Source organism: Mucilaginibacter sp. UYCu711 (assembly GCF_050433825.1).
Classification (GTDB): domain Bacteria; phylum Bacteroidota; class Bacteroidia; order Sphingobacteriales; family Sphingobacteriaceae; genus Mucilaginibacter.
This window is the reverse complement of sequence record NZ_JBNPWM010000008.1, coordinates 209,270-230,598: the sequence shown is the minus strand read 5'-3', so window position 1 is coordinate 230,598 and position 21,329 is coordinate 209,270. Positions and strand designations below refer to the sequence as shown.

At 45.4% G+C, this 21,329-nt stretch carries 16 protein-coding genes; 6 read left to right on the top strand and 10 right to left on the bottom strand.

Annotation, left to right across the window (positions count from 1 at the left end; genetic code table 11):
• Positions 1-206: 206 nt before the first annotated feature.
• Genes ABIB50_RS18070 through ABIB50_RS18060 form a run of 3 tightly spaced genes read left to right on the top strand, consistent with a single transcriptional unit; the run spans position 207 to position 2,085 of the window.
• The gene (locus ABIB50_RS18070; protein ID WP_429381942.1) at positions 207-1,046 is read left to right on the top strand and encodes a sulfurtransferase; all 840 of its coding nucleotides are present in this window, start codon (positions 207-209) and stop codon (positions 1,044-1,046) included.
• Between the two features lie 10 nt (positions 1,047-1,056).
• Entirely contained in the window at positions 1,057-1,569 is a 513-nt protein-coding gene (locus ABIB50_RS18065) for a TlpA family protein disulfide reductase (protein ID WP_429381940.1), read from the top strand.
• Positions 1,570-1,605: 36 nt separating this feature from the next.
• A complete protein-coding gene (locus ABIB50_RS18060) occupies positions 1,606-2,085 on the top strand; it encodes an SRPBCC family protein (protein ID WP_429381938.1) in 480 nt (159 codons plus the stop codon).
• Positions 2,086-2,100: 15 nt separating this feature from the next.
• Here ABIB50_RS18060 and ABIB50_RS18055 read toward each other — a convergent pair whose 3' ends face one another.
• From ABIB50_RS18055 to ABIB50_RS18030, 6 genes are all read right to left on the bottom strand, one after another.
• Complete coding sequence (locus tag ABIB50_RS18055) at positions 2,101-4,239, bottom strand: tetratricopeptide repeat protein (RefSeq protein ID WP_429381936.1); 2,139 nt, start codon at positions 4,237-4,239, stop codon at positions 2,101-2,103.
• 23 nt (positions 4,240-4,262) lie between these two features.
• Complete coding sequence (locus tag ABIB50_RS18050; RefSeq protein WP_429381934.1) at positions 4,263-5,117, bottom strand: hypothetical protein; 855 nt, start codon at positions 5,115-5,117, stop codon at positions 4,263-4,265.
• Between the two features lie 9 nt (positions 5,118-5,126).
• Positions 5,127-6,500 (bottom strand): acetylxylan esterase, encoded by a 1,374-nt coding sequence (locus tag ABIB50_RS18045; protein WP_429381932.1) that lies wholly within the window; start codon positions 6,498-6,500, stop codon positions 5,127-5,129.
• Positions 6,500-7,828, bottom strand: coding sequence for an acetylxylan esterase (locus ABIB50_RS18040; RefSeq protein ID WP_429381930.1), 1,329 nt, complete (start codon positions 7,826-7,828; stop codon positions 6,500-6,502). Before ABIB50_RS18040 ends, ABIB50_RS18045 begins: the two co-directional genes overlap by 1 nt.
• Complete coding sequence (locus ABIB50_RS18035; RefSeq protein WP_429381928.1) at positions 7,825-9,057, bottom strand: acyltransferase family protein; 1,233 nt, start codon at positions 9,055-9,057, stop codon at positions 7,825-7,827. The genes ABIB50_RS18040 and ABIB50_RS18035 overlap by 4 nt, the downstream gene beginning before the upstream one ends.
• A 258-nt stretch (positions 9,058-9,315) precedes the next feature.
• On the bottom strand, positions 9,316-10,266 hold the full coding sequence (locus ABIB50_RS18030) for a TIGR01212 family radical SAM protein (protein WP_429382129.1): 951 nt from the start codon (positions 10,264-10,266) through the stop codon (positions 9,316-9,318).
• Positions 10,267-10,402: 136 nt separating this feature from the next.
• Between ABIB50_RS18030 and ABIB50_RS18025 the strand changes: the two genes are divergently transcribed.
• Complete coding sequence (locus ABIB50_RS18025; RefSeq protein ID WP_429381926.1) at positions 10,403-10,831, top strand: hypothetical protein; 429 nt, start codon at positions 10,403-10,405, stop codon at positions 10,829-10,831.
• Positions 10,832-10,930: 99 nt separating this feature from the next.
• Here ABIB50_RS18025 and ABIB50_RS18020 read toward each other — a convergent pair whose 3' ends face one another.
• The gene (locus ABIB50_RS18020; protein ID WP_429381924.1) at positions 10,931-12,349 is read right to left on the bottom strand and encodes a glycoside hydrolase family 76 protein; all 1,419 of its coding nucleotides are present in this window, start codon (positions 12,347-12,349) and stop codon (positions 10,931-10,933) included.
• Positions 12,350-12,658: 309 nt separating this feature from the next.
• Here ABIB50_RS18020 and ABIB50_RS18015 point away from each other — a divergent pair, with 309 nt between their 5' ends.
• The gene (locus ABIB50_RS18015; protein WP_429381922.1) at positions 12,659-13,186 is read left to right on the top strand and encodes a hypothetical protein; all 528 of its coding nucleotides are present in this window, start codon (positions 12,659-12,661) and stop codon (positions 13,184-13,186) included.
• Positions 13,187-13,250: 64 nt separating this feature from the next.
• Here ABIB50_RS18015 and ABIB50_RS18010 read toward each other — a convergent pair whose 3' ends face one another.
• From ABIB50_RS18010 to ABIB50_RS18000, 3 genes are all read right to left on the bottom strand, one after another.
• On the bottom strand, positions 13,251-15,923 hold the full coding sequence (locus ABIB50_RS18010) for an MBG domain-containing protein (protein WP_429381920.1): 2,673 nt from the start codon (positions 15,921-15,923) through the stop codon (positions 13,251-13,253).
• Positions 15,924-16,079: 156 nt separating this feature from the next.
• On the bottom strand, positions 16,080-17,234 hold the full coding sequence (locus ABIB50_RS18005; RefSeq protein ID WP_429381918.1) for an acyltransferase family protein: 1,155 nt from the start codon (positions 17,232-17,234) through the stop codon (positions 16,080-16,082).
• Positions 17,235-17,491: 257 nt separating this feature from the next.
• On the bottom strand, positions 17,492-17,941 hold the full coding sequence (locus tag ABIB50_RS18000) for a DoxX family protein (protein ID WP_429381917.1): 450 nt from the start codon (positions 17,939-17,941) through the stop codon (positions 17,492-17,494).
• 606 nt (positions 17,942-18,547) lie between these two features.
• Between ABIB50_RS18000 and ABIB50_RS17995 the strand changes: the two genes are divergently transcribed.
• A complete protein-coding gene (locus tag ABIB50_RS17995; protein WP_429381915.1) occupies positions 18,548-21,319 on the top strand; it encodes a TonB-dependent receptor domain-containing protein in 2,772 nt (923 codons plus the stop codon).
• Positions 21,320-21,329: the final 10 nt, after the last annotated feature.

Genomic DNA, 21,329 nt, shown 5'->3' with positions numbered 1-21,329 from the left:
TCTTATATGCCTTGCTACAGATCGCGTGTTTAAGATTTTTCGCTATCGCTCAAGAGAGAAGTTCTCACTCATACCACGTATCGAAGTGACAGGTCTTTTTTTTGACACCAGCGGTGTCTCCTGTTTATAGAAATAACAGTTAATTCAAACGGCTCCGGCGGAGCCTCCTAAATCTTTTTTATATTTGATTTATAAATCATACCACCATGTCGCCTATCATTGAAATTACCGACCCCCGTTTACTTGACCCGCAAACCGTTATTATTGACGCGCGGGGCGGGGCCGACGCTTACCAGCGCTATTTGAACGGCCATTTGCCAAATGCTATCTTCGCCAGTTTGGATGATGACCTGGCCGCGCACCCTGACGACCCGGCCTATGGCGGCAGGCACCCGTTACCCTCAACCGCTGATTTTGCCGCGACGCTAACCCGCTGGGGCATTACCCCGCAAAGTTTTGTTGTGGTGTATGATGATAAAAGCGCGGCGATGGGCGGCGCGCGTTTATGGTGGATGTTGAATGCCATTGGCCATACCAACGTGCAGGTGTTAAACGGCGGCTTGCAGGCAGCCATTGACGCGGCTATTACTTTAAGTACGGATGCGGTGCAACCCACACCGGCTTCACAGCCTTATCCAACACCAGCCGGATATAAAGGCACCATAACCATCGAAGAGGCCGGTAAAGCCGCGCTAAGCGATGATAAGGTGGTGATAGATGTACGCGAGAACGCCCGCTATTTAGGCCGTACCGAACCGATAGACCTGGTGGCGGGTCATATCCCCGGCGCTATAAATTTATTTTATGCAGATAATTTAGATGCCGAAGCCAAGTACCGGTCGCCGCGCGAACTAACAGCGCTTTATAACACCGTCATAAGCGATACTAAACCCGGGGACGTTATTGTTCACTGCGGATCGGGCGTAACGGCTTGCCACACTTTATTGGGCATGGCGTATGCCGGTATTGAAGGACCAAAACTATACGTAGGCTCGTGGAGTGAATGGTCGAGACGTGATTTGCCGATTGCTACCGAACAGATTTAGAATTTAACTTATGAAAAAGATAATATTTGCTTTACTGATTTTAGCCGCGCCGGCAATAACCCGCGCCCAGGCACCCGACCCCGACTTGCTTGTTAAGGTAGGCGACCAGGCACCCGCCTTTGATTTTTATATCGCCAAAGGGCAAAAAACCAGTCTTGATAAATATAAAGGGAGGATAGTGATGATAAACTTTTTTGCTACCTGGTGCGGCCCATGCCGGCTGGAGCTGCCGCGCGTACAAGCCGAGATCTGGAACAAGTACAAAGATAACCCCAAATTCGCGCTGTTTATTTTAGGGCGGGATGAGGACTGGGATGTGGTATTGCCTTTTAAAGATAAGTTTAAATACACTTTGCCCATATTACCCGATAAAGGCAAGAAAGTGTACAGCCTGTATGCCAAACAAATGATCCCCCGCAATTTTATATTGGACGAGAACGGGAAGGTTATTTACCAGTCGATGGGCTACAGCGCCGAAGAGTTTGAGAAATTGCTGGCTTTACTTGCAGATAGATTAAAATAGGCGCATTACTGGCTGAGTTTTTGAGCACGTTCGCATGTGAAAACATATAGACTCGAATTTGAGCATAACCTGCCCATTCCCTTAGCCGAAACCTGGGACTTTTTTACCTCGCCTTTAAATCTTGCTAAACTAACACCGCCTAAAATGGGGTTCGTGGTTACTTCACCTTACGATGCTAAATCGAAGGTTTATGAAGGCATGATCATTACCTACAAAATAACCCCGCTGTTTGGTGTTAAAATGAACTGGATGACCGAGATAACCCACGTTAAGGAGCACCAATATTTTGTTGACGAGCAACGCTTTGGCCCCTATGCCCTTTGGCACCACGAGCATCACTTCACCGAAATTAAAGGCGGCGTGCATATGAAAGACATCCTTAACTACGCCGTCCCTTACAGTGTTATCGGCCGCATGGCCAACAAGCTGCTGGTTGCCAAACAGATCAAACAGATCTTTGATTATCGCACAAAGGCTATTAATGAATTGTTTGGGGTGTACAGGAGACCGGCGTAGTACACCAGGGTATTATCAGTTTTTACAATACGTAGTTAAAGATTCTTTAGCTTCCCTTGATCCTAAGCCCGCGGCGATGGTAAAATCGGCACAGGCGCCTTTATCATTATTCATGATAATTTTTATCGTTCCGCGCTTAAAATAAGCGGTTGCCGATTTTGGGTTTAAGTTAACAGCCAACGTATAGTCTTTTAGTGCCGCGTCAAAGTTTTTTAAATTAAGTTCCGCATCGCCCCACAGCGTGTAAACATCTTCGTTTGCAGGGTCAAGTAATACGGCATAATTAAAATCATCTACCAAGCGTTCGGCATCAGGCATAAAACTCTTGGCATAACCGCGGGCGGCAAATACCTTAATATTGTCCAGGTTAATAAACAAGGCGCTGTTATAATCGTCTACGGCGCCTTCATAGTCCTTCAGGGCCATTTTTACCCCCGCGCGTATAAAATAAGCTTCATCATCTGTTTCACGCTTCTTAATGGCTGTATTGATGTCCTTTAACGCGCCGTCATAATCGCCCAGCTTTAATTTGCCGCTACCCCGGTTTTGATAGGCTTCTACCGATGCGGTATCAAGCTCAAGCGCCTTGTTATAATCAACCATCGCGTCCAGTACGTTGCCCAGGTTTTCTTTCGCGATACCCCGTTGCACATAAAAAGTGGCCTTCTTTGGGTTGCTGTTAACCAACGCATCAAAGAATACCAATGATTCTGTAAAAAACTTAGCCCTTGCCATTGACTGGGCCAGGCGCCCATATAAATACTCATCTCTCGACCCGCTTTCGGCAACCTTTTTAAAATCCTGCAGGGCACCGGCACGGTCGCCCATTTTAAGGCGGGCATTACCGCGTCTTAAAAAATTTTCGGTACCTCCCGGGTTCATTTCAACGGCTTTATTATAATCAGCCAGGGCCTCTTTGAAGTTTTTCTGCGCGGTTCTTATATCGCCGCGTATCGCGTACGGGTAATCGTTGTTAGGGTTTAGCTGTAACGACTTGTACAGATCGGCCAGTGCCGCTATGGTGTCGCTCAGCTTTAAGTTGATGGTGGCGCGGGTGGTGTAAGCATAACTATTGTTCTCGTCAAGGTCAATGGACTCGTTGACGTCATCCAGCGCCTCGGAAAGGCGATTGATGTTAAACTTGGCATCCGCGCGGTTTTGAAAAAGCTCTGAGTTGTCCGGCTTTAATTCTATAGCCTTATCAAAATCAGCTATGGCGCCTTCTCTGTCGTTTAAATTATTTTTTACGATACCGTCATACTGATACAGCTCATAATTGCCAGGATCCAGTTTTATTAACACGGCAAAGTACTCCAAAGCCGCCTTGTCGTCATGGTTATTAGCTAAGGCATTGGCCAGGTACTTATACACATTTGGTTTTTTACGATCGCGGGCAATAGTTTCCTTATAATCGGCAATGGCGGCGCTATAATCCTTTAAGTTACCGTAAGCGTTGCCGCGATAAAAAAGCGCGTCGGTGTTTTTAGAGTCCATTGCAATAACCCGTGTATAGTCTTCAATGGCGGCTTTAAAATCGCCCAGGTTACCTTTTGAGTTTGCCCGGTAAAATATCAGGTCGGCATTTGCAGGGTCGAGTTTGGCGGCAATGTCATAATCGGCAATGGCGCCTTTGTTGTTTTTTAAATTAGCTTTGGCAACCCCCCGGTACTCGAATAAGGAAGGGTCTTTAGGGGTTATGGCAATAGCCCGGGTAAAATCTTCAATAGCCCCGGCATAATCACCCAGGTTTGATTTTGCATTAGCACGGTAATGATACAGGTCGGCGTTTTTGGGCTCAAAAGTAAGGGCTTTGGTGTAATCGGCCACCGCGTCGGCATAGGTGCCATTGCCGTTATTTGCGTTGGCGCGATAATAATAAGCAAACATGTTTTTGGCCGATGGGTCAAGCGCGATAGATTGAGAATAGTCATTTATAGCCGCGGCATAGTCTTTCAGCTCGGCATAGGCATTGGCCCGGTAAAAATAAACCCTGGCGGCATTAGGCGATAGCCCGATAGCCTTGGTAAAATCGGCAACAGCGCCTTTAAAATTTTTGGCACCGGCTTTGGTATTGCCTTGTTGTATGTACGCCTCCACATCTTGCGCCGCACAATAAAAAGGTAATAATAAAAGCAGGATAATTAATTTACGCATGATATAACCTGATAGCTAATATATTAAAATGGCCTGATAATGATGGATCCCGAACCGCTTGAGCCTTTGCCGGTATTGCGGCCGTTAATAAATGTACCTGCGCTAAGAAACAGCGCCATACGCTTGGTAATCGAATAACCGTAGCTTAAAGATACCTGGTTAAAGGCAAAGTTTTTGTTAGCGGCAGCATGGCTGGGGTCATAACCGGAGGCCAGGCTACTGGTTGAATAAAAACCGCCTAACGACGCCGAGATCTGGTGTTTAAAATGTTTGTCGAGCGTTATGCCTGCGGTAACCGTATAACGGTCCTGCAGGGGGCCGCTGCTGCCAAAATATTGCCTCACGCCGTTCTCAACATTAAAGTAATAATTTTTGCCCAAAACTTTCCCGCTGCCGGCAAAGGATGCTTTAAGTTCTGCCCCCTGTTGCCCATAGCCAAGGTTAATGTTATTTGTATACATAGGCGTTATAAAAGTTCCCTGTATGGTCAAATAATAAATGTAATCGATATTAAATAAGTAATAACGGATGCCCAACTCCAGGTCGGTAAGGCCATTGGTTTGGCTATTGTAGCCTGTGCTGTCTTTATAAACATTCATTACATAGGGCAACGAAGCAACTGCGGTAAAACGCTTGCTTATACCATATTCGGCATATAACGAGTAGCTTACAGACTTAAACTGGCCACCTGATGCAAACGGACTAAGCCTGCGTAGCGAGTCCCACCCCTTATTAGCAAAAAAGTAATTTACCGATGGCGACAGCAATAAACTGCGCGGCCGTACCGGGAAACCGCCCGCATAACTTTTGCCTTGCATAGTGGCAATAATAACTGCTGCTATAAAAATGTACTTTAAACGTATCGTTGTAAATTTCATATCATATCATTAAAATAATGCAAAGGTGTCGCGCATCCAGCGGCCCTCTAAATTTTTATATGCTGTGCTTATCTCGTGGCCCAGGTCTTTAAACACCATCATGCGTTTTTCGCCCTTTAAATTATTAAAGGCAGCATACTCATTGGCCGGCGGTGCAAAAGGGTCAAGCAAACCAATACCCATAATGGTTGAGCAGGTAATATTTGCAGCAAAGTTTTTAGCGTCATAATAGTCAAGATTGTCCAATACCTTATCCAATGAAAGGCCGGGTTGTGTCCTGACATATTTTTTAATATCGTTTATAGGCCAGGTAACCGTACCTACCAAGCCCCTGATGTCGCAAAATATCGGGTTCTGTGCCGAACATAACCTAACCCGTTTATCAAGCCCTGCCGTAGCCAGCGACAAAAATCCACCCATACTACCACCCGATACCAGTATCTGGTCGTGCTTCAGGTCGTCCCTCGAGAAAATAAAATCGATCCCGCGTAAACAATCGGCAATGACACCGCGCATTACGTACTTGTTTTTATTGTCTACGCGGTAAAATATAAACTCATCGCGGCGGGTATCTACCTTGCCTCGGCTGTTGCCCTGGCCGCGTACATTTAAAGTGATAATGGCCAGGTCATCATCCGTACCCATCATTGGTTGAAGGGCTACCTGGTAACCCGGCAGGCCCAATAATACCGAGAATTTTTTGTTCGGATTTTTAGTGATCGGCACGGTTAACCAGCCGCGTATGGTCATGTCGTCCAGCGATTGCATTTCAAAAAGGTACACATGCCTGTTATCCTTATCAAGCTTGGGCATCGGGGTAACCTTAAATTTAGGTTTTACTTTGGCCAGCTCAAACTTTACATTCTCCCAAAAAGCGTCAAAGTCTTTTGGTTTATCGCGCTTTGCCTCTATTTTTTCGGGATGTACGCCAAAAACCCTACGGGTTGAATCGTCATACTCAGTAACGTTTATCATAAAGGTAACTTTGTAAAAGCCGGGGCCGTCGCCCGGTACTTCAAAGTTATACTTCTCGGTGCTCTTTTTAGCTATCTTAACTTTTAATGAATCGCGGTGAAATACCTTACCCAGGGCGGTAGATACAGTATAGGATACCTTGCCTTCCTGTAGCGTATTGGTGCCATTTTTTACCTCAAAAGTGTATTTGGCGTTTTTGTCGAATTCGGCATTTTTGTTAGCCGGTGTTAGTGTGGTTACAACCTCACCTTCATCTTCGGCCCCTTCCTCTTTCGATTGTGCTTTAGCTGCGGTTGTACTAATTAGTTGTACACCGGCAAGTGCAATAACCAGCCAACTTAGCTTTAGCCATTTCATCAAATTGTTTCCTGTCGCTGTCATCAATAACCCGGTGCCAAATTTCATCATTAATATAACCCAAACTGGTCATGCATCCATGCATTTTCAAGATTTATGTATAGCGGACTAACATCATGCCCATAGTCTCTGAATACCATTATTTTTTTATTCGTAGTAGTCATGCTGTTGTATACAGTATAATCATTAGCGGGTGGTACGTAAGTATCTAATAAACCAATACTCATTAAAAACTTACATTTAATATTTGGTGCAAAATTTTTCACATCAAAATAATCAAGATTGTCCAGTATTTTATCAAGCGTTAACCCCGGCTGTGTTTTAAGGTACATATTAATTGATGTTATAGGGAAAGTAACCCTTTTAATCAAACTACGTACATCCGCAAATATGGGGCTTTGGGCCGAGCACAAACTCACTCTTTTATCCAAACTGGCTGTAGCCATGGCTAAAAAGCCACCCATACTACCGCCTTTTACAAATACATTATCGTGTTTTAACTCGGACCTTGAGAAAATAAAATCCATGGCACGGATACAATCCATAACAACCCCACGCATTACATATTTGTTTTTATTGTCGATATGGTGAATTACAAATTCGTCGTGGCGGGTATTAATAAACTCGCGGCTGTTGCCCTGCCCGCGCACGTTTAAAGTTAAAAATGCCACGTCCGGGTCGCCCACGGTCATGATAGGCGACAGCGCTATCTGGTACCCCGGCAGGCACAGTATCACAGAAAATTTTTTGTTCAGGTTTTTTGTAACCGGCTCTGTTAACCACCCTCTTATGGTTATGTTACCCAAACTCTGCATTTGTACCAAATAAACATTACAGGTAGGGGTACACATAGAGGGCATACGTATACACTGAAACTGCGGCTCAACATCCGACAGCTCATTTTTGGCTTTCTGCCAAAAGTCATCAAAGTCGTCGGGCTTCTTATGATCTGACGTAAGTTTCTCGGGCTGTACGCCAAACGCTTTATGCAGCGTATCATCATAATCGGTAATGTTAACCATAAAGTTAACCTTATAAAACCCCGGCCCGCTGGCTTTGATATCAAAATTATATTTCCCCGTGCTTTTTGCAGATACGCTTACCGTGATAGAATCGCTTTTCAATTTTTCGCCATCCTGGCCCACTACGGTGTAGGATACTTTACCCTGCTGGTTATTTGCAGTCGGGTTTTTTATTTCGAAGATGTATTTGGCAGCATCGTCAAAAATGGCATTCTTGCTTATGGCATTTGCAGCTACGGATATCTCGGTACCCGGGCCGCCGCCATCAGCTTCTTCGTGCGATTGTGCTGCAACGCGTTGGCCGGCCATTAGCAGGGCCATAACGTATATCCATCTTATTGATCCAATCACTTTCATTTAATCTGTGCCGAATTATTATCAGGGTTACGCGCCTTATTTTTTATCAGGAAATTTGATTTACGAATGTAATGATTAAGCGGTTCCTCTATCGTTTTAAACAGCAGGACAGCTACCGCATTCAACAAAATAAAGGCATATAGCAAATTTAACTTATCATACTCGAACGGCGAGTGCCAGTCGACCCCCCATTTATCATATAGCTCAAAAGCATACTCGTTTAGCCACTCGGTGCCGTGGTGTATCAGGTTGTACATCCAGCCCAGGTGGATCAGGTAAAATATGTACGAGCTTTTACCCAGCAGCTCAACAAACGGGGTGGCTAATATTTTCTTTAAAACGGTAGTTTCGGTCAATATCCCGTAAAAGAACAGGGCCACCGCTATACATAAAAAGTAATTGTTTACAATAATACCGGCAGGGCTTTCTACACCGGCCGCCCAGCCTTTTGGGATAGGCTGAAACGCCATTACCAGTACACATAAAAATATCAGCAGGAAACCCAAATAGGTATATACAATTTTGTTGGTGCGCTCAAAACCTTTGTTCAATACTATGCGGGCCAATTGCACCCCCACAAAAAACTCGAAACACCGCCCGAAGAACGTAAACAACATTACAAAAGGGAAATTGCTGAAGAACCCATACCAATCCACCTGGCTGAATATTAAAACCATGCCGATGGCAAAGGCGGTTATTATTACCGGTTGGATATAAAACTTCTTATATTTTTTAGCGATCAAAAAGATCAGCGGGGCCGAAAAGTAAAAGCATTCTTCTACGGTTAAGCTCCAGCCCTGAGCTATGCCCGTATCCCAAAAACTGTAAAAGAAACCGCGGATAAATGTAATGTTCATTACCAGCAGCGCTATGGGGTTTTGATAACCTTTGGTGATACTTTCGTCACGGGTAATAAAAAAGTAAACGAACGCGCAAATGGTGAGTATGGCGTACATGGGATAAATGCGCGCGACCCGGTTTTTTAAGTATTGCTTAAACCAATCGGCTGTTAAATGAAAGTTATTATAGTACCTGTAGGTGATTAAAAAACCCGATAAGACGAAGAAAATTGATACCCCGATATGGAACTCGCCTAAAAAACGTTGCACAATATGGGGAAAAGAATCATCAAATACATAATAATAGTGCGACACAAAAACCAGGTAAGCAGCAAGCGCGCGCACCCCGGTTAAAGCCGGAATATAGTTTTGTACAGGTTTTTGTGCCAATAGCCCTTAAATTAATGCTCCTCTAAAATAATTGTTTATACACATGGTTGCAAAAGTAATGCCGTGGTTATAACTGTGTGGAAGCGGTGTGCCTATCCGCGGCGACTCACCCGGTCTACGCTTCGCTGGACCACCCTCTCTTCCGCAAGCGGTAAAGAGGGTTAGTTTTTTATTTTCTATTTTTCACGTCCCCTCTTTCCGCCGAAGGCGAAGAGAGGGGTGACGAGCGTAGCGATGTCGGGGTGAGTAATGGTCGCCTTACAAAGCGCTTCCCTGCACCACGCCGCTGTTCAGTATTTTCTGATCGATGTAGTATTGGATCTCTGACTTTTTTAGTCCCCAGTTAGGGGCGATAAGCAGTTCGCGGTCGCTCAGGCCAAACAGGCGTTGGATCACTACGTCGGGCCTTACCAGGGGTAACAACTCGCATAAAAACTGCGCGTATTCATCCAGCTCGAAAAGCTTAAATGGCTCGCGTTTATATTTTACGCCCATTACAGATCCTTCAACAATATGCAGGTGATGGAACTTCACAAATTTTATCTGCGGATGCTTGTTGATCTCGTCGGCATATTTAAGCATCATCTCCTTAGTTTCCCAGGGGAAGCCGAAGATGGTATGCACGCAAATGTCCAGCTTGCTATTCTCCACTAATTTTAGCGCGGTAAGCAAATCGTCATGGCTGCAGCCGCGGTTTATCTGGTCCAGCGTTTCGTTATAGATGCTTTCCATACCCATTTCCAGGTCTACGTCAAAGCGGTCGGTATAGCTTTCCAGCAGGGCAATTTTTTCGGCGTCGATGCAATCGGGGCGGGTGCCTACGCTCAGGCCCACAATATCTTCGGGGCAATAGCTCAGCGCCTCGTCATACAAAGCTTTTAAGTAATGTACCGGGGCATAGGTATTGGTATTGGGTTGGAAGTAGATGATAAATTTATCGGCCTTATTGCCTTTGCGTGCGCGTTCCATACCCTCCATAACCTGCTGCTTAATGGTGCTGGCATTGCGGCTTACTGACGGGGTGAACGAATCGACATTACAATAGGTGCAGCCGCCAAAGCCTTTGCTGCCATCGCGGTTGGGGCAGGTAAAGTTGCCATCAACAATAACCTTAAATACGCGGTGCCCGGGGTACTTCTCTTTAAGCCATGGCCCATAGTTATTGTAACCCTTCTCCCAAATACTTGCCGGTGTGTCTGTTAACTGCATTGTCGCAAAGATACGGAATGCTGTGCAGATATGCAGATATGCAAATGTGCAAATGTGCAGATGATTTGAAAGTGCCTGGTGGCGTACCATAAGGAGGAAAATGTTATCTTTAAACTAATTTCAAACAAACGAAACAATGCAATTTGATCCTGAAAACCCCATTAATAAACTTTGTGCCAACGGGATGCTATTGGAGGGTGAAGGTAAACAGGAGGAGGCTGCAAAATTATTTTATCAAGCCTGGGATGAAGCCTCAAATTCAATCGAAAAGTTTACAGCTGCTCATTATGTAGCGCGCCATCAAGGAACAATTGCAGCTAAATTGGAATGGGATATTATTGCAGTAAAGTTTGCGATCCAGGATAATAGCCAGGATGTTAAAGCGATACTTCCATCATTGTATTTGAACATTGCAAAAGGTTACGAAGATTTAAACAAATTCGCCGAAGCGCGCGAAAACTATCAACTGGCGCTTGGTTATACAATCTATTTACCTAAAGATGGTTACGGCTCAATGATCACAGCAGGAATAAGCAAAGGAATAGAACGAGTTACCGGGAGTTGATTTAGATGTCAGGTTAGGCACTATCAGCAAATAGTCATAAAAAAAAGCATAACCGGCACTGTGCCGGTTATGCTTACGGGTTAGGTTGAATGCAGGTCTTTATTGGATCTTAACCGATGTTACCAAATCATTGGCGGTTGGTGTAAGATTAGGGAAATGCGGCGTATCGCCGCTTGGCAATGTCCAGGCTTGCCCGGTAAAATTATCATCCTTGTACATGGTAACGGTCCACCCTTGCGGTACCTTGGCCGACGATGCCCAATCGTTTACAAAACCATAAGGCGTGAGCTGGCTCAGCGTATAATTTCCTTTCGGGATGGTACCGGTTACTGTGCCGCCATACAGCGTGTTCTGGTAAAAGGTAACACCCGGGTAAAGCTGCATAAACGCTACCAGGCTGCAAGCCTCGTAAGTTTGGATGTAGCCTGTAGGGCACGGCACCGCATAATTACGGTAAGTTAAGTTGCGCGACGCGTCGCGGTTGGCCCAGCCGGTATCCACATTGGTTTGAATCCAGCTTAGGTATTGGGTTTGCTTGCCCTCGTTTATCAGCTGCATAATATAATCGGCAAATATGGCTTTCATTACACCCTGCTCGTTAAAATCGCCTTCGGCAGGGAGTATGCCCTGCGCGTTGCATAAGTTGTTTTTAACATAATCGGCATACCGTGTAGCGTCTGATAAATAGGCGCTGTTACCGCTTTGTTTGTACAAAGCATAGGCCGCGCCTATGGCCGTACCAGCGTTGTAGGTATAAGCCTGGCCGCCCGGCGGGTTGCTGCCTATTTTGTTATCATAAACCTGGCCCGTAGTGGTGTTGGTTAAATTGGCTTTGGCCCAGGTATATATATTTTGTGCCTTGGTTAAATAAGCGCTGTTACCGGTAATGGTATACAGGCGCATAGCCGCGATGACGGTAGGGAAGTTAATGCACGAGTTTTTACCCGAGTGGTTAAAATCCCAGAACATGCCCCCGCCCGTCGCGTCGTATGATCCGTTCCAAACCCTGTCGAACCCGGCCTGCGCCGTTGTTAGGTAGGTAGCATTGCCGGTGATCTGGTTAGCCCGCGCCAGCGACATTACCCACCACATCATATCGTCATAAATAAACCAAACGGTAGTGTTGTTCCAGTTGTAATGATCGTATTGGTTATAGCCGCCGGTATACATATCATTAACGCGTGTAAGCGCCGCCGAGGTGCGGGTGCGGGTGTAAGCATCCATTGCCATATCCCAGAATATGGCGTTGGTCCAGATGGCGGCTATGTTGTCCTTGAGTGTGGTGCTGTAATAAAGCTTGGTGGTTGGGTTGTAGCAGGCCGTATTAAAAGCATTGTAAGCAGTGGTGGCATCGGCCGGGTCCCACGAGTTGAATGATGAACCGGAAAATTCCGGGCCGGGTATTGATCCCAAGCTGGTTTTACCGCTATCTGCCGACGGCGCGGTGGCACCCTCTTTTTTGCTGCAGCTAAAAACCGAGAGGCAGGCAGTAACAGCTAAAATTGTTGTTTTCTTCATAATTTCAGAATTTAGTGGTGTGTGTTTATTGTAGGTTTAATTAATTGCATTTTTAAAAAAGAATAACAATTGTAGCTCCAACTACCACAAGCAATTGCAAACGCTGGGGTAACCGCCAAACGGCAGCGCGTTCAAAATAACCTATTCAACAACATGTATTTGATCCTATAGGACAGGGTCGGCTTATAATATAATTGCTTATACGTTAAATGATTGGCAAAAGGTTATACATGAGGGTGGGCTATTTAAAGCATATTTATTTTTAACTCGTTAAAACCAAATTACTTAACTATAGGTTATAATGATATTATGTTTCGCTCCGCAGCATTTTTATCGTTAATTATCTTAGCCGCAGCCACTCAGCTTAGCCTGCATAGCGAAGTTGTGCCCCATGTTAAGGGCCACTACACTTCACATGCCCGGCAAACTGTCTGGCTCACTCCGCCACAATTAAATGCTGAGGAAACGAGCTGCGTAAATGGTGACTGTATAGCGGTGCTGCATTTTTCTGACCCAACTATCCCTCCCATAGCCGTTAAAAGCTGTATTGGGGGCACACCTGCCAACCTGGGCGACCTGGATAACGACGGCCTTGACGAGATTGGGCTGCTGCCCGAGTGGTTCACATCCTGCTGGCGCAATTATTACGTGTACACCTTTAAACATGGCCATTGGCAATACGCTGTACCGCCCATAAGCACTCACTGTAACCAATGGGAAGCTAATATAAAGCCGATAACGAAGGACCCCACCCGAAAAGGATTTGTCAAGATAAATTACAGCGCATTTCAGCATGATTCCATTGTGGTGAAAACCAAATCTGTACCGATAAAATAACCAAGTTAGCGAAGTATGTGACCCTTACAATTGCAAGCGAAGCGTGGCATTGCAAGATCTGCAGTTACCTGATAACTGTCAAACTGCCTGATGCTTTTATCCCTGCAACTCTGGTATCAATAATATAATAGTACACACCCACAGGCACATCCCGGCCTTTAACTGTACCGTCCCACGGGGTGCCGTAACCTACAGAATTATATACTATCGCGCCATAGCGGTTAAAGATCGCGACCGTACAATTTGGATAGGAGACCAGGGCCGGTATCCTCCAGGTGTCATTTATACCATCGTAATTGGGCGTAAAGGTGTTGGGGATAACCAGGTTTACCGGCGGTTTAACGGTAAGCTCCCCGTTAACATAGGTTATAGTATAATTTACAGCCGCAGCATCTGCTGCCATAATGGGATATTTCCCGCCGTCAGACTCAATGGTAGCGGTTGTTGACAGGGTTGGCTGTTTGGTTAGTACGGTCGCGTTATCGCCATTTACAAACCCCGTATAGGTAGCTTTAAATGCCGGGTTTGGTTCGCCATAATTTCTTGACGCATCAACTGCCGTTATGGTAAGCGGCGCGGGGTTTACGGTCAGGTCGCCGGGCACATAGGTTATGGTATAATTGCTTGCAATAAACGTTACCCCAACCGGGTTAGACATCTCAATTTTACCCACATAACTCCCGGCATTATCCTTAGCCGCGCCTCCGGCAGCATAAGTTAAAGTAGCACCATTAACGGTTTCGCCGTTTTGCAGGCCCATAACCATAAACGCGATACTGCCCGGGCCGCCGGTTAAGGTTTCACCATACCTTTTAGTCGCGTTGTTGGCTATTATGGTAAGCGGGCGGGGTTCAATAATAATGTTGGCGGGCGTATAATTAATAGCATAATTGCTTGCTAAAAAGCCGTCGGCCCCGTTTACGCCGGCTATATTTACACTGCCTGTATAGGTGCCAATCGTTACCGTCGCTGCTTTGCCTAAGCCATACGTTAAAGCCACACCCGTAATCGTATTCCCATTTTTTAAACCGCCGGCGGTGATGGTAAATCTATTGGAGCTGGCCGGCTCCGTTAAAATCCCTCCGTAATATTTAGTTTCATCTATCGCCGCCAGAGTTAAAGGCGCGGGGCTTACTATGCTGTTGGGCATTGCTACGTTGGTAGTATTAGTGCCGCTGGTCAATACAATATTACCCGCATACGGGCCCGCGTTGGTAATTGCCGCTAACCTGATATACACCGGCACCGAAGCGATGCTACCCACCGAACCGACGGTGACCGTAGGGCTAAAAATCACATTATTTGTACTTACTTCAAATCCCGGTGGTGGGGTAACCAATACGCCCGTTAGCAAATTTGTAGCAGATATCGTAAAATTGGTTGAAGGCGACGGCGTACCGTAAACCGTATTAACCGGCTGCGGCGTAGTTACAATGGTAATTACAGGCGGCGGTGGCGCGGTTACATCAAGCGGGGCAGCTACATAGGTAATACTATAATTAGCGGGCGAAAAAGTGCCACCGGTAGCCACGGAAGCTACTACCGACCCTGGATAAGTACCGGCCGCCGAATTTGCCGGTCCCCCGGCTCCGTAGTTAACGGTTACGCTGCCTACAGTTTCTCCATTTTTTAACCCTGTTGGTGTAAAGGTGGTTACGCCGGTTGTAGTGGTTAATGCAGCGCCGTAAGGCTTGGTTACTTTATTAATAGTGATAGTTAATGGCGCGGGTGTAATAACCATATTTACGGTAGCATAAGTTACCGTATAGTTACTGCTGAGGTAGCCGTTGCGCCCGGTAAGGTTTGACATAACTACCGCCCCGGGATAGGTGCCTGCCCCATCTGTAGCAGCCGTCCCCGCGATGAAAGTCAGATCTATCGAATTAAAACTATTACCGTTTTGGAACGACGGATTGGTAAACGTTACCCCCGGCGTGTTGTAATATAAAGTGACGTTGGCTACTGTACCGCCATAGGTTTTAAGATAGCTGCCGGTAATATTTAATAACCGCTTATTAACAGTGCTGGTTGGTATGGCCACATTAACATTTGCGGCACCGGGACTGCTTAATACAATATCGCCCGCGTAAGGGCCCGCGTTTGTTGTGCCGGCTAAACGCGAATATACCATGGTTGATACCAGGGTACCGGTAGCGGGTATAATAAGCGTTGGGCTAAAGTTGATGTTATTGGTGCTCACTTCAAACCCTGCCGGCGGGGTAACAGTAATCGGGCCTGTTAAGCCGGCTCCCGCCACACTAAAGCTGCCCGGTATAGAAGGCGCGCCATAAGTGGTAGTAACAGTACCGGGCGAGCCCACCACCGTAATTATTGAAGATGACGCGGGGTTAACGGTGGCTACAACGCCCACAAGTTGCGTTATAGCAGTTGCCGATGTTAAAACCACATTGTCTACTTTGAACCCGGCAGTGGCGGATGCCGCCGTACGAACGTACACGATCGCGGTTACCGCGCCATTAACGGTCATGGTTACCGAAGGGCCGTACCCGCTGCCTGGCGAAGTGGAAACCTCGAACCCCGCAGGAGCCGTAGCGGTTACAGGGCCGATAAGACCAACACCGCTAACCGTGAATTGTTGTATATTAGGGCTTGCAGATGGTGTGCCTGCATAGGCGGTAATAGTGCCGCTTACCGTCCCTACAAAAATACTCTGCCCCTGTACGCTGCCAAACAAAAAGCACAATCCAAATATCAAAGGCAGAAACCGCACACGCATCGCACAAATTTAGTATAAAATAGGTACTTTAAACGTATGGGCGTGTAAAGAGGTTGTGGTAATTTGAATGGATATTGATATTTATTTCGGCCTTAATGACACGGGGCGTTGCCCCGCTGGTATAAGCGGCGCGGCGGGGCTTTTGAGATTTTCTTCTTATGACAGACTATGCTGTTTAGCAGTGATATTCTCAAGCACCTTTTTCTTTTTCTTCAAAAAATACAATTCAAAGTAGTAATAAGATAGATGCGCCAATAAAATAGTAATGCTAAAAAACAATGCCAGGCGAATCATATTCAGTGCCAGGCCCCTATGCTTTAGTCCGTCCAAAGCAAGTAATACCGGTACATGAAAAATATACATCCCGTATGATATACGGCCTATATAAACCAATACCTTGTTACTAAGTATAGGGATAACATTCTGATACTTCACTATTATAAAAATAATAAAGCCTGCAAACAGGTTTATCACGCTATAGCCCCAAACATATTGGTAGTTATTGAGCATGGTTACCCGGTAACCCAGCGTGGTCATGTCTTTAAGCAGCGTTCTGTTGGTTAAGAATACGTTTACCTGGCCTATCAATAAAAAGATGGCAATGCCTGCAAAAACCATTTTCCTTAAACGCGGGGTGCTAATGTTTTTTACATCCGTTATGTATACTATTAAAGCGCCGACAGCAAAGGCATCAAACTGGGATAGCGTGGTGATATAAACCATGGTGCCTGCGGTATCTGGCTGCACGCCGTGGTTAACCGCGAACCACAGCATCGCCAATCTCCAAAGCGGTGCTATAAACATTATTGCATATAAGATGCGTCGTAACACTGCTTCAGAAGAAAAAAATACGATAAACGGCCAGATAAGGTAAAACTGTTCTTCGGCAGAAAGCGACCATACATAGCCAAAGCCTGCCATGTTTACTGTGTGCGGGGCTAACCCGTAAATGTTAACAGTGTAGGTGATTAAAGGAATTGCAGCTCCATTAGCTGTAGCCGCGTTGTGGGTAATGTAGCAGAACGCCAAAAAGCAGGCGACATATAAAAAATATACCGGAAAAATACGTAAAACTCGTTTTAAGTAGAATATTTTGATGTAACTGCCGAATTGTTTAACCTGCTTTTTTTCGGAAGCGAGACCTTTGGTGATCAGGTACCCCGACAAAACAAAAAACAACTGCACCCCTATCCATCCGGCGCTGAATACCTCGAAATGATAGAACATTACAGATAATATCGCTATTGCGCGCAGACCATCCAAATCGGGCACGTAGCCCAAGTCGTTCTTATTTGCTGTGATTTTAGGCATAAAGGTTGGCTGCTAATTCAGATCAGCTGTTTGAAAAGGTTTTTATATTAGTGCTAAAATAAAAGTAATGTTTGATACAATTTGGCTAACCAAGATCTTATGTTGTCACTTAAAACTTTCATGATCTAAACATACAATAATTATATCAAAAAAAAAGCTACCCTTTTAGGATAGCTTTAAAAAGTAGCCCTTGCCGGGCAACAGTTCGAGCCCTAAGCACTACTTTATTGCGGGTTAAATAAGACAGTTAAAAGGCATTACCCCCCGCTGCGTTTAGCCAGCCAGCCATCTACCGAAAGAGCACCCGCGCCCGATAGCATTAACGACACCAGGCCTGCTATATACAGCAGGTCTGTTTCATATCCCGGCGGGCCAAACTTAGGCCCGGCGGGCGTAAGGCCAATAGTGTTAACCGAGCTAAACCCAAACTTGAAATGTACGGTTACTATCGCCGTAAGCCGGATAACTATTAACGGGATGGCCGAAATAAAGATAAAAGCCCCCAACAAAATAGCCAGGCCGCCCAAAACCTCGGTAAGCGGTGTAAGCCACGCCATAAAATGCGGAAAAGGGACGCCGTTTTGAACCAGTAGTTTCTCAAACCCGGCCGGCCCGCGGCTCAGCTTTACCAGGCCATGGGCCATAAACCCATAGCCAATTATTAAACGCAAAAGCAGCGGCGCATAGTTCTTATTGATGTTTGTCATGTCGGGTTAGTCGGCAGCGTGGGTGATTCCTTACAAGGATATTTGTATGCGGAGCGATCTTTTCACTTGCTAATTTCATCCTTTTCTCATTGCGAGCGTAGCGTGGCAATCGCGAACTACGCTAATCAATATTTCGGAAGTTGGTAAAAGCACGAGTTCCCGGATTTTGGGTGTGGCATGGGCGTTTCCCCCGATTAAAATCGGGGGCCGGGCTATCCGCTTATACGCCACAAGGCGTTAGGCGCGGCACCCGCACTGGGGCCCCGACGTGGCCGGTATTCGCTTCTATCCCTTACGCGGCCGGCGCGCTGGCCGGAACGATAAGTGTCGTTATTATGTCCAGTCAACTGTGTAGTTTAGTTCGGTTACCCCACTGACAAACTGCCGGGTAGCGGGGCAGGATGTCAACAAGCAACATGGCTATTTAAGTTGGTCTTGATTGTTGCAATGTTTGCTAAATGTTAATTAAATAACGCGTTACATATCCAAAAAGCGGCTTGGGGTAAACACAATGTTATCATTGTATTATGTAATCAGCGAGCGGGCTAAAACTCAGTTTTCCTACAGATTTATAGAGTGTTATTTGCGGGAAATTAACCCCCTGAAATGAAACACAATTACACGTTATTTAATTTATTCCTGCTTACTTTATGTTGTTCGTTATGGTCTTTTTCGGGCCTGGCGCAAGGCATTAAAGGTAAAGTTACCGATGCTGTCACCCGCGAACCATTGGTGGGCGCTACTGTCGAAATAAGATCAATAAAACGAAGCGCCGCTGTACAGCTGGACGGGTTCTTCTCATTTAAAAATCTTAGCGCCGATACTTACCAGCTTGAAATCCGCTTCGTATCATACAAGACTAAACAAATAACTGTTATGGTTACGCCGGATAGAGTAAACACTATTAGTGTGGCACTTGATCCGGATATCCGTGCGCTTAATGATGTAACCATATCCGGCAACCAGGTATCAACCGATACACGTGCGCGAACGCTTGAACGCAATGCAAACCAGGTGGTAAATATTGTTTCGGCAAAAAATATAGAGTTATCGCCGGATGTTACTGTGGCTAACGTAATACAACGGGTGTCAGGTGTAACTATCGAAAGAAGTAACTCGGGCGAGGGTCGTTACCCTATTATCAGGGGCATGGAAAAACGCTATATTAATACGCTTGTTAACGGCATTAAAATACCAAGTCCCGACAACAAGAACCGTTTTATTCCTTTAGATCTTTTCCCGGCCGAGCTGTTGGAACGGTTAGAGGTTAGCAAAACACTTACCCCATCAATGGAGGGGGATGCAATTGGCGGTACTATTAACCTGGTGATGAAAGATGCACCGTCAAAAACCTTGTTCCAGGCAAACTTTGCAGCGGGTTATAATGGGATTTTTGCCGGCCGCAATTTTCAGCAATTTGATGCCTCTGCAATTAATAAACAATCACCTGCAGAAAGAAACGGTAACAACTATGCTGCCGCACCGGCTGATTTCCCGGTAAACAACCTCCAATTCTCAAACAAAGCAACCCCTGTGAACACCAACTTTGGTTTTACATTTGGCGACAGATTTGGGCAGGATCAAAAACTTGGTTTCATTGTTTCGGCCAGCTACCAAAATAATTTTACAGGAAATAACTCCACCTTCTTTTTACCTAATGCGCAACCAGGGTTAAATAATATCCCCCAGTTTATCGAGTTACAATCGCGCTCATACTCGCAACAAAGCAGGCGCATTGGGGTAAATAATAAGTTTGATTACAAGTTTGATAAAAACAATAAGATATCCCTTATTAACGTATTTGTGCGCCTGGACGATCATCAAAGCCGCTTAATAAGCGATACTATCGCTTTAAACTCGCTGGTTGATGCCCAGGCACGCAGCAGGTGGCAATACCAGTCAATTTACAACTCAACATTACAGGGCGTTCACCAATTAAATAGTAGTTTAAGGGCCGACTGGTCGTTAGCCTATTCGGTCGCAAATAACCACATTCCTGACCAGGCAGAATTTACGCACGAATACCCGGTTACAAAAACCGCAACCAGCGTAGATATACTACAGGGGATGACCCGTATTTGGGCACATAACAGCGATAAGGATTACGCCGCATATTTAAACATTGCCGATAAGTTTAAATTGCTAAAGAGGGATTTCGAATTAAAAATAGGCGGAGTTGAGCGCCACAAAACGCGCGATAGCTATTATAACTCATACAGTCTTACGCCCGACTTAGGTACCAGCACATCGCAGGCTTATACCAGTATCAGCAATGCTAAATATACTTTTAAAAGTACCGGCTCTTCATTGTTTTCGCCGGATGGCAATGACTATACCTTTACCGAAAACGTAGCCGCAGGATATATTCAGGGTAAATGGCAGTTAACAGATAGGTTTGAAGCTTTAGGTGGTGTAAGGGCCGAGTATACCAACCAAAACTACGATACACAACTGCCGCCGGCAACAGCTTATAAAAATGGTAAAATAACTTATACTGATATTTTACCAAGCGTTATATTTAAATATAGCATTACAGAAAATCAAAATCTTCGTTTATCATATTACAAGGCATTAGCAAGGCCCGGCTTTGCAGAGTTAATTCCGGACGGGCAACAAGGTGAGGTGTTTAAAGAAACCGGCAACCCCGCAGGTTTAAACCACACTACGGCTGATAATGTTGACTTTAGATATGAGCTGTTTTCAAAAAATGCTGATGAAATATTGATAGGCGCGTTTTACAAACGCATACAAGACCCAATAGAGTTTGCAGCTGTTAAAACAGGTGTAACCTCACAAACGCTTATACCGCAAAATTTTGGCGATGCGCGTAACTTTGGCTTAGAGGGGGTAGTAACCAAATATTGGGGCCCGTTTGGCGTGGTTGCAAATTATACGTACACCCGGTCCAGGATCACGTCTGATAAACTTTATTCATTCCGTAATGATGCAGGCCAGGTAACGTCGCGTATACAATCAGAAACCAGGCCTTTACAAGGCCAGTCAGACCATATCGGTAACCTTGCCCTGATCTATAAAAACCCTAAATTAGGGTTAGACCTGCAGGGCGCATTTGTATATACCGGCGCACGCATATCATTAGTAAGCCCTTATTATGGGTTAGATTACTGGCAGGCTCCAACCAAGCAAATAGATTTTTCGGTCGAGAAACGTTTTGCACGTAAATTTTCTTTCTATGGTAAGGTTAATAATTTAACTAATACACCTTATATATTGGAGCTTCATCAATCTTACAACAATTATTTAACCGCGCCCGGAGCCAGGACGCTGGCACTGCAATCAGAGCCTGATAAGGCTATCGTAGTTCAGAAAGATTATTTCAAGACCAACTACTTGTTTGGTATCCGCTACAAATTTTAATAGCATTAAA

What these genes read in the sequence shown, in the direction of transcription:
- ABIB50_RS18045 (WP_429381932.1), bottom strand. Translation starts at nt 6,500, where the DNA reads ATGATGAAATTTGGCACCGGGTTATTGATGACAGCGACAGGAAACAAT.
- ABIB50_RS18055 (WP_429381936.1), bottom strand. Translation starts at nt 4,239, where the DNA reads ATGCGTAAATTAATTATCCTGCTTTTATTATTACCTTTTTATTGTGCG.
- ABIB50_RS18015 (WP_429381922.1), top strand. Translation starts at nt 12,659, where the DNA reads ATGTTTCGCTCCGCAGCATTTTTATCGTTAATTATCTTAGCCGCAGCC.
- ABIB50_RS17995 (WP_429381915.1), top strand. Translation starts at nt 18,548, where the DNA reads ATGAAACACAATTACACGTTATTTAATTTATTCCTGCTTACTTTATGT.
- ABIB50_RS18030 (WP_429382129.1), bottom strand. Translation starts at nt 10,266, where the DNA reads ATGCAGTTAACAGACACACCGGCAAGTATTTGGGAGAAGGGTTACAAT.
- ABIB50_RS18025 (WP_429381926.1), top strand. Translation starts at nt 10,403, where the DNA reads ATGCAATTTGATCCTGAAAACCCCATTAATAAACTTTGTGCCAACGGG.
- ABIB50_RS18020 (WP_429381924.1), bottom strand. Translation starts at nt 12,349, where the DNA reads ATGAAGAAAACAACAATTTTAGCTGTTACTGCCTGCCTCTCGGTTTTT.
- ABIB50_RS18000 (WP_429381917.1), bottom strand. Translation starts at nt 17,941, where the DNA reads ATGACAAACATCAATAAGAACTATGCGCCGCTGCTTTTGCGTTTAATA.
- ABIB50_RS18010 (WP_429381920.1), bottom strand. Translation starts at nt 15,923, where the DNA reads ATGCGTGTGCGGTTTCTGCCTTTGATATTTGGATTGTGCTTTTTGTTT.
- ABIB50_RS18050 (WP_429381934.1), bottom strand. Translation starts at nt 5,117, where the DNA reads ATGAAATTTACAACGATACGTTTAAAGTACATTTTTATAGCAGCAGTT.
- ABIB50_RS18065 (WP_429381940.1), top strand. Translation starts at nt 1,057, where the DNA reads ATGAAAAAGATAATATTTGCTTTACTGATTTTAGCCGCGCCGGCAATA.
- ABIB50_RS18005 (WP_429381918.1), bottom strand. Translation starts at nt 17,234, where the DNA reads ATGCCTAAAATCACAGCAAATAAGAACGACTTGGGCTACGTGCCCGAT.
- ABIB50_RS18040 (WP_429381930.1), bottom strand. Translation starts at nt 7,828, where the DNA reads ATGAAAGTGATTGGATCAATAAGATGGATATACGTTATGGCCCTGCTA.
- ABIB50_RS18070 (WP_429381942.1), top strand. Translation starts at nt 207, where the DNA reads ATGTCGCCTATCATTGAAATTACCGACCCCCGTTTACTTGACCCGCAA.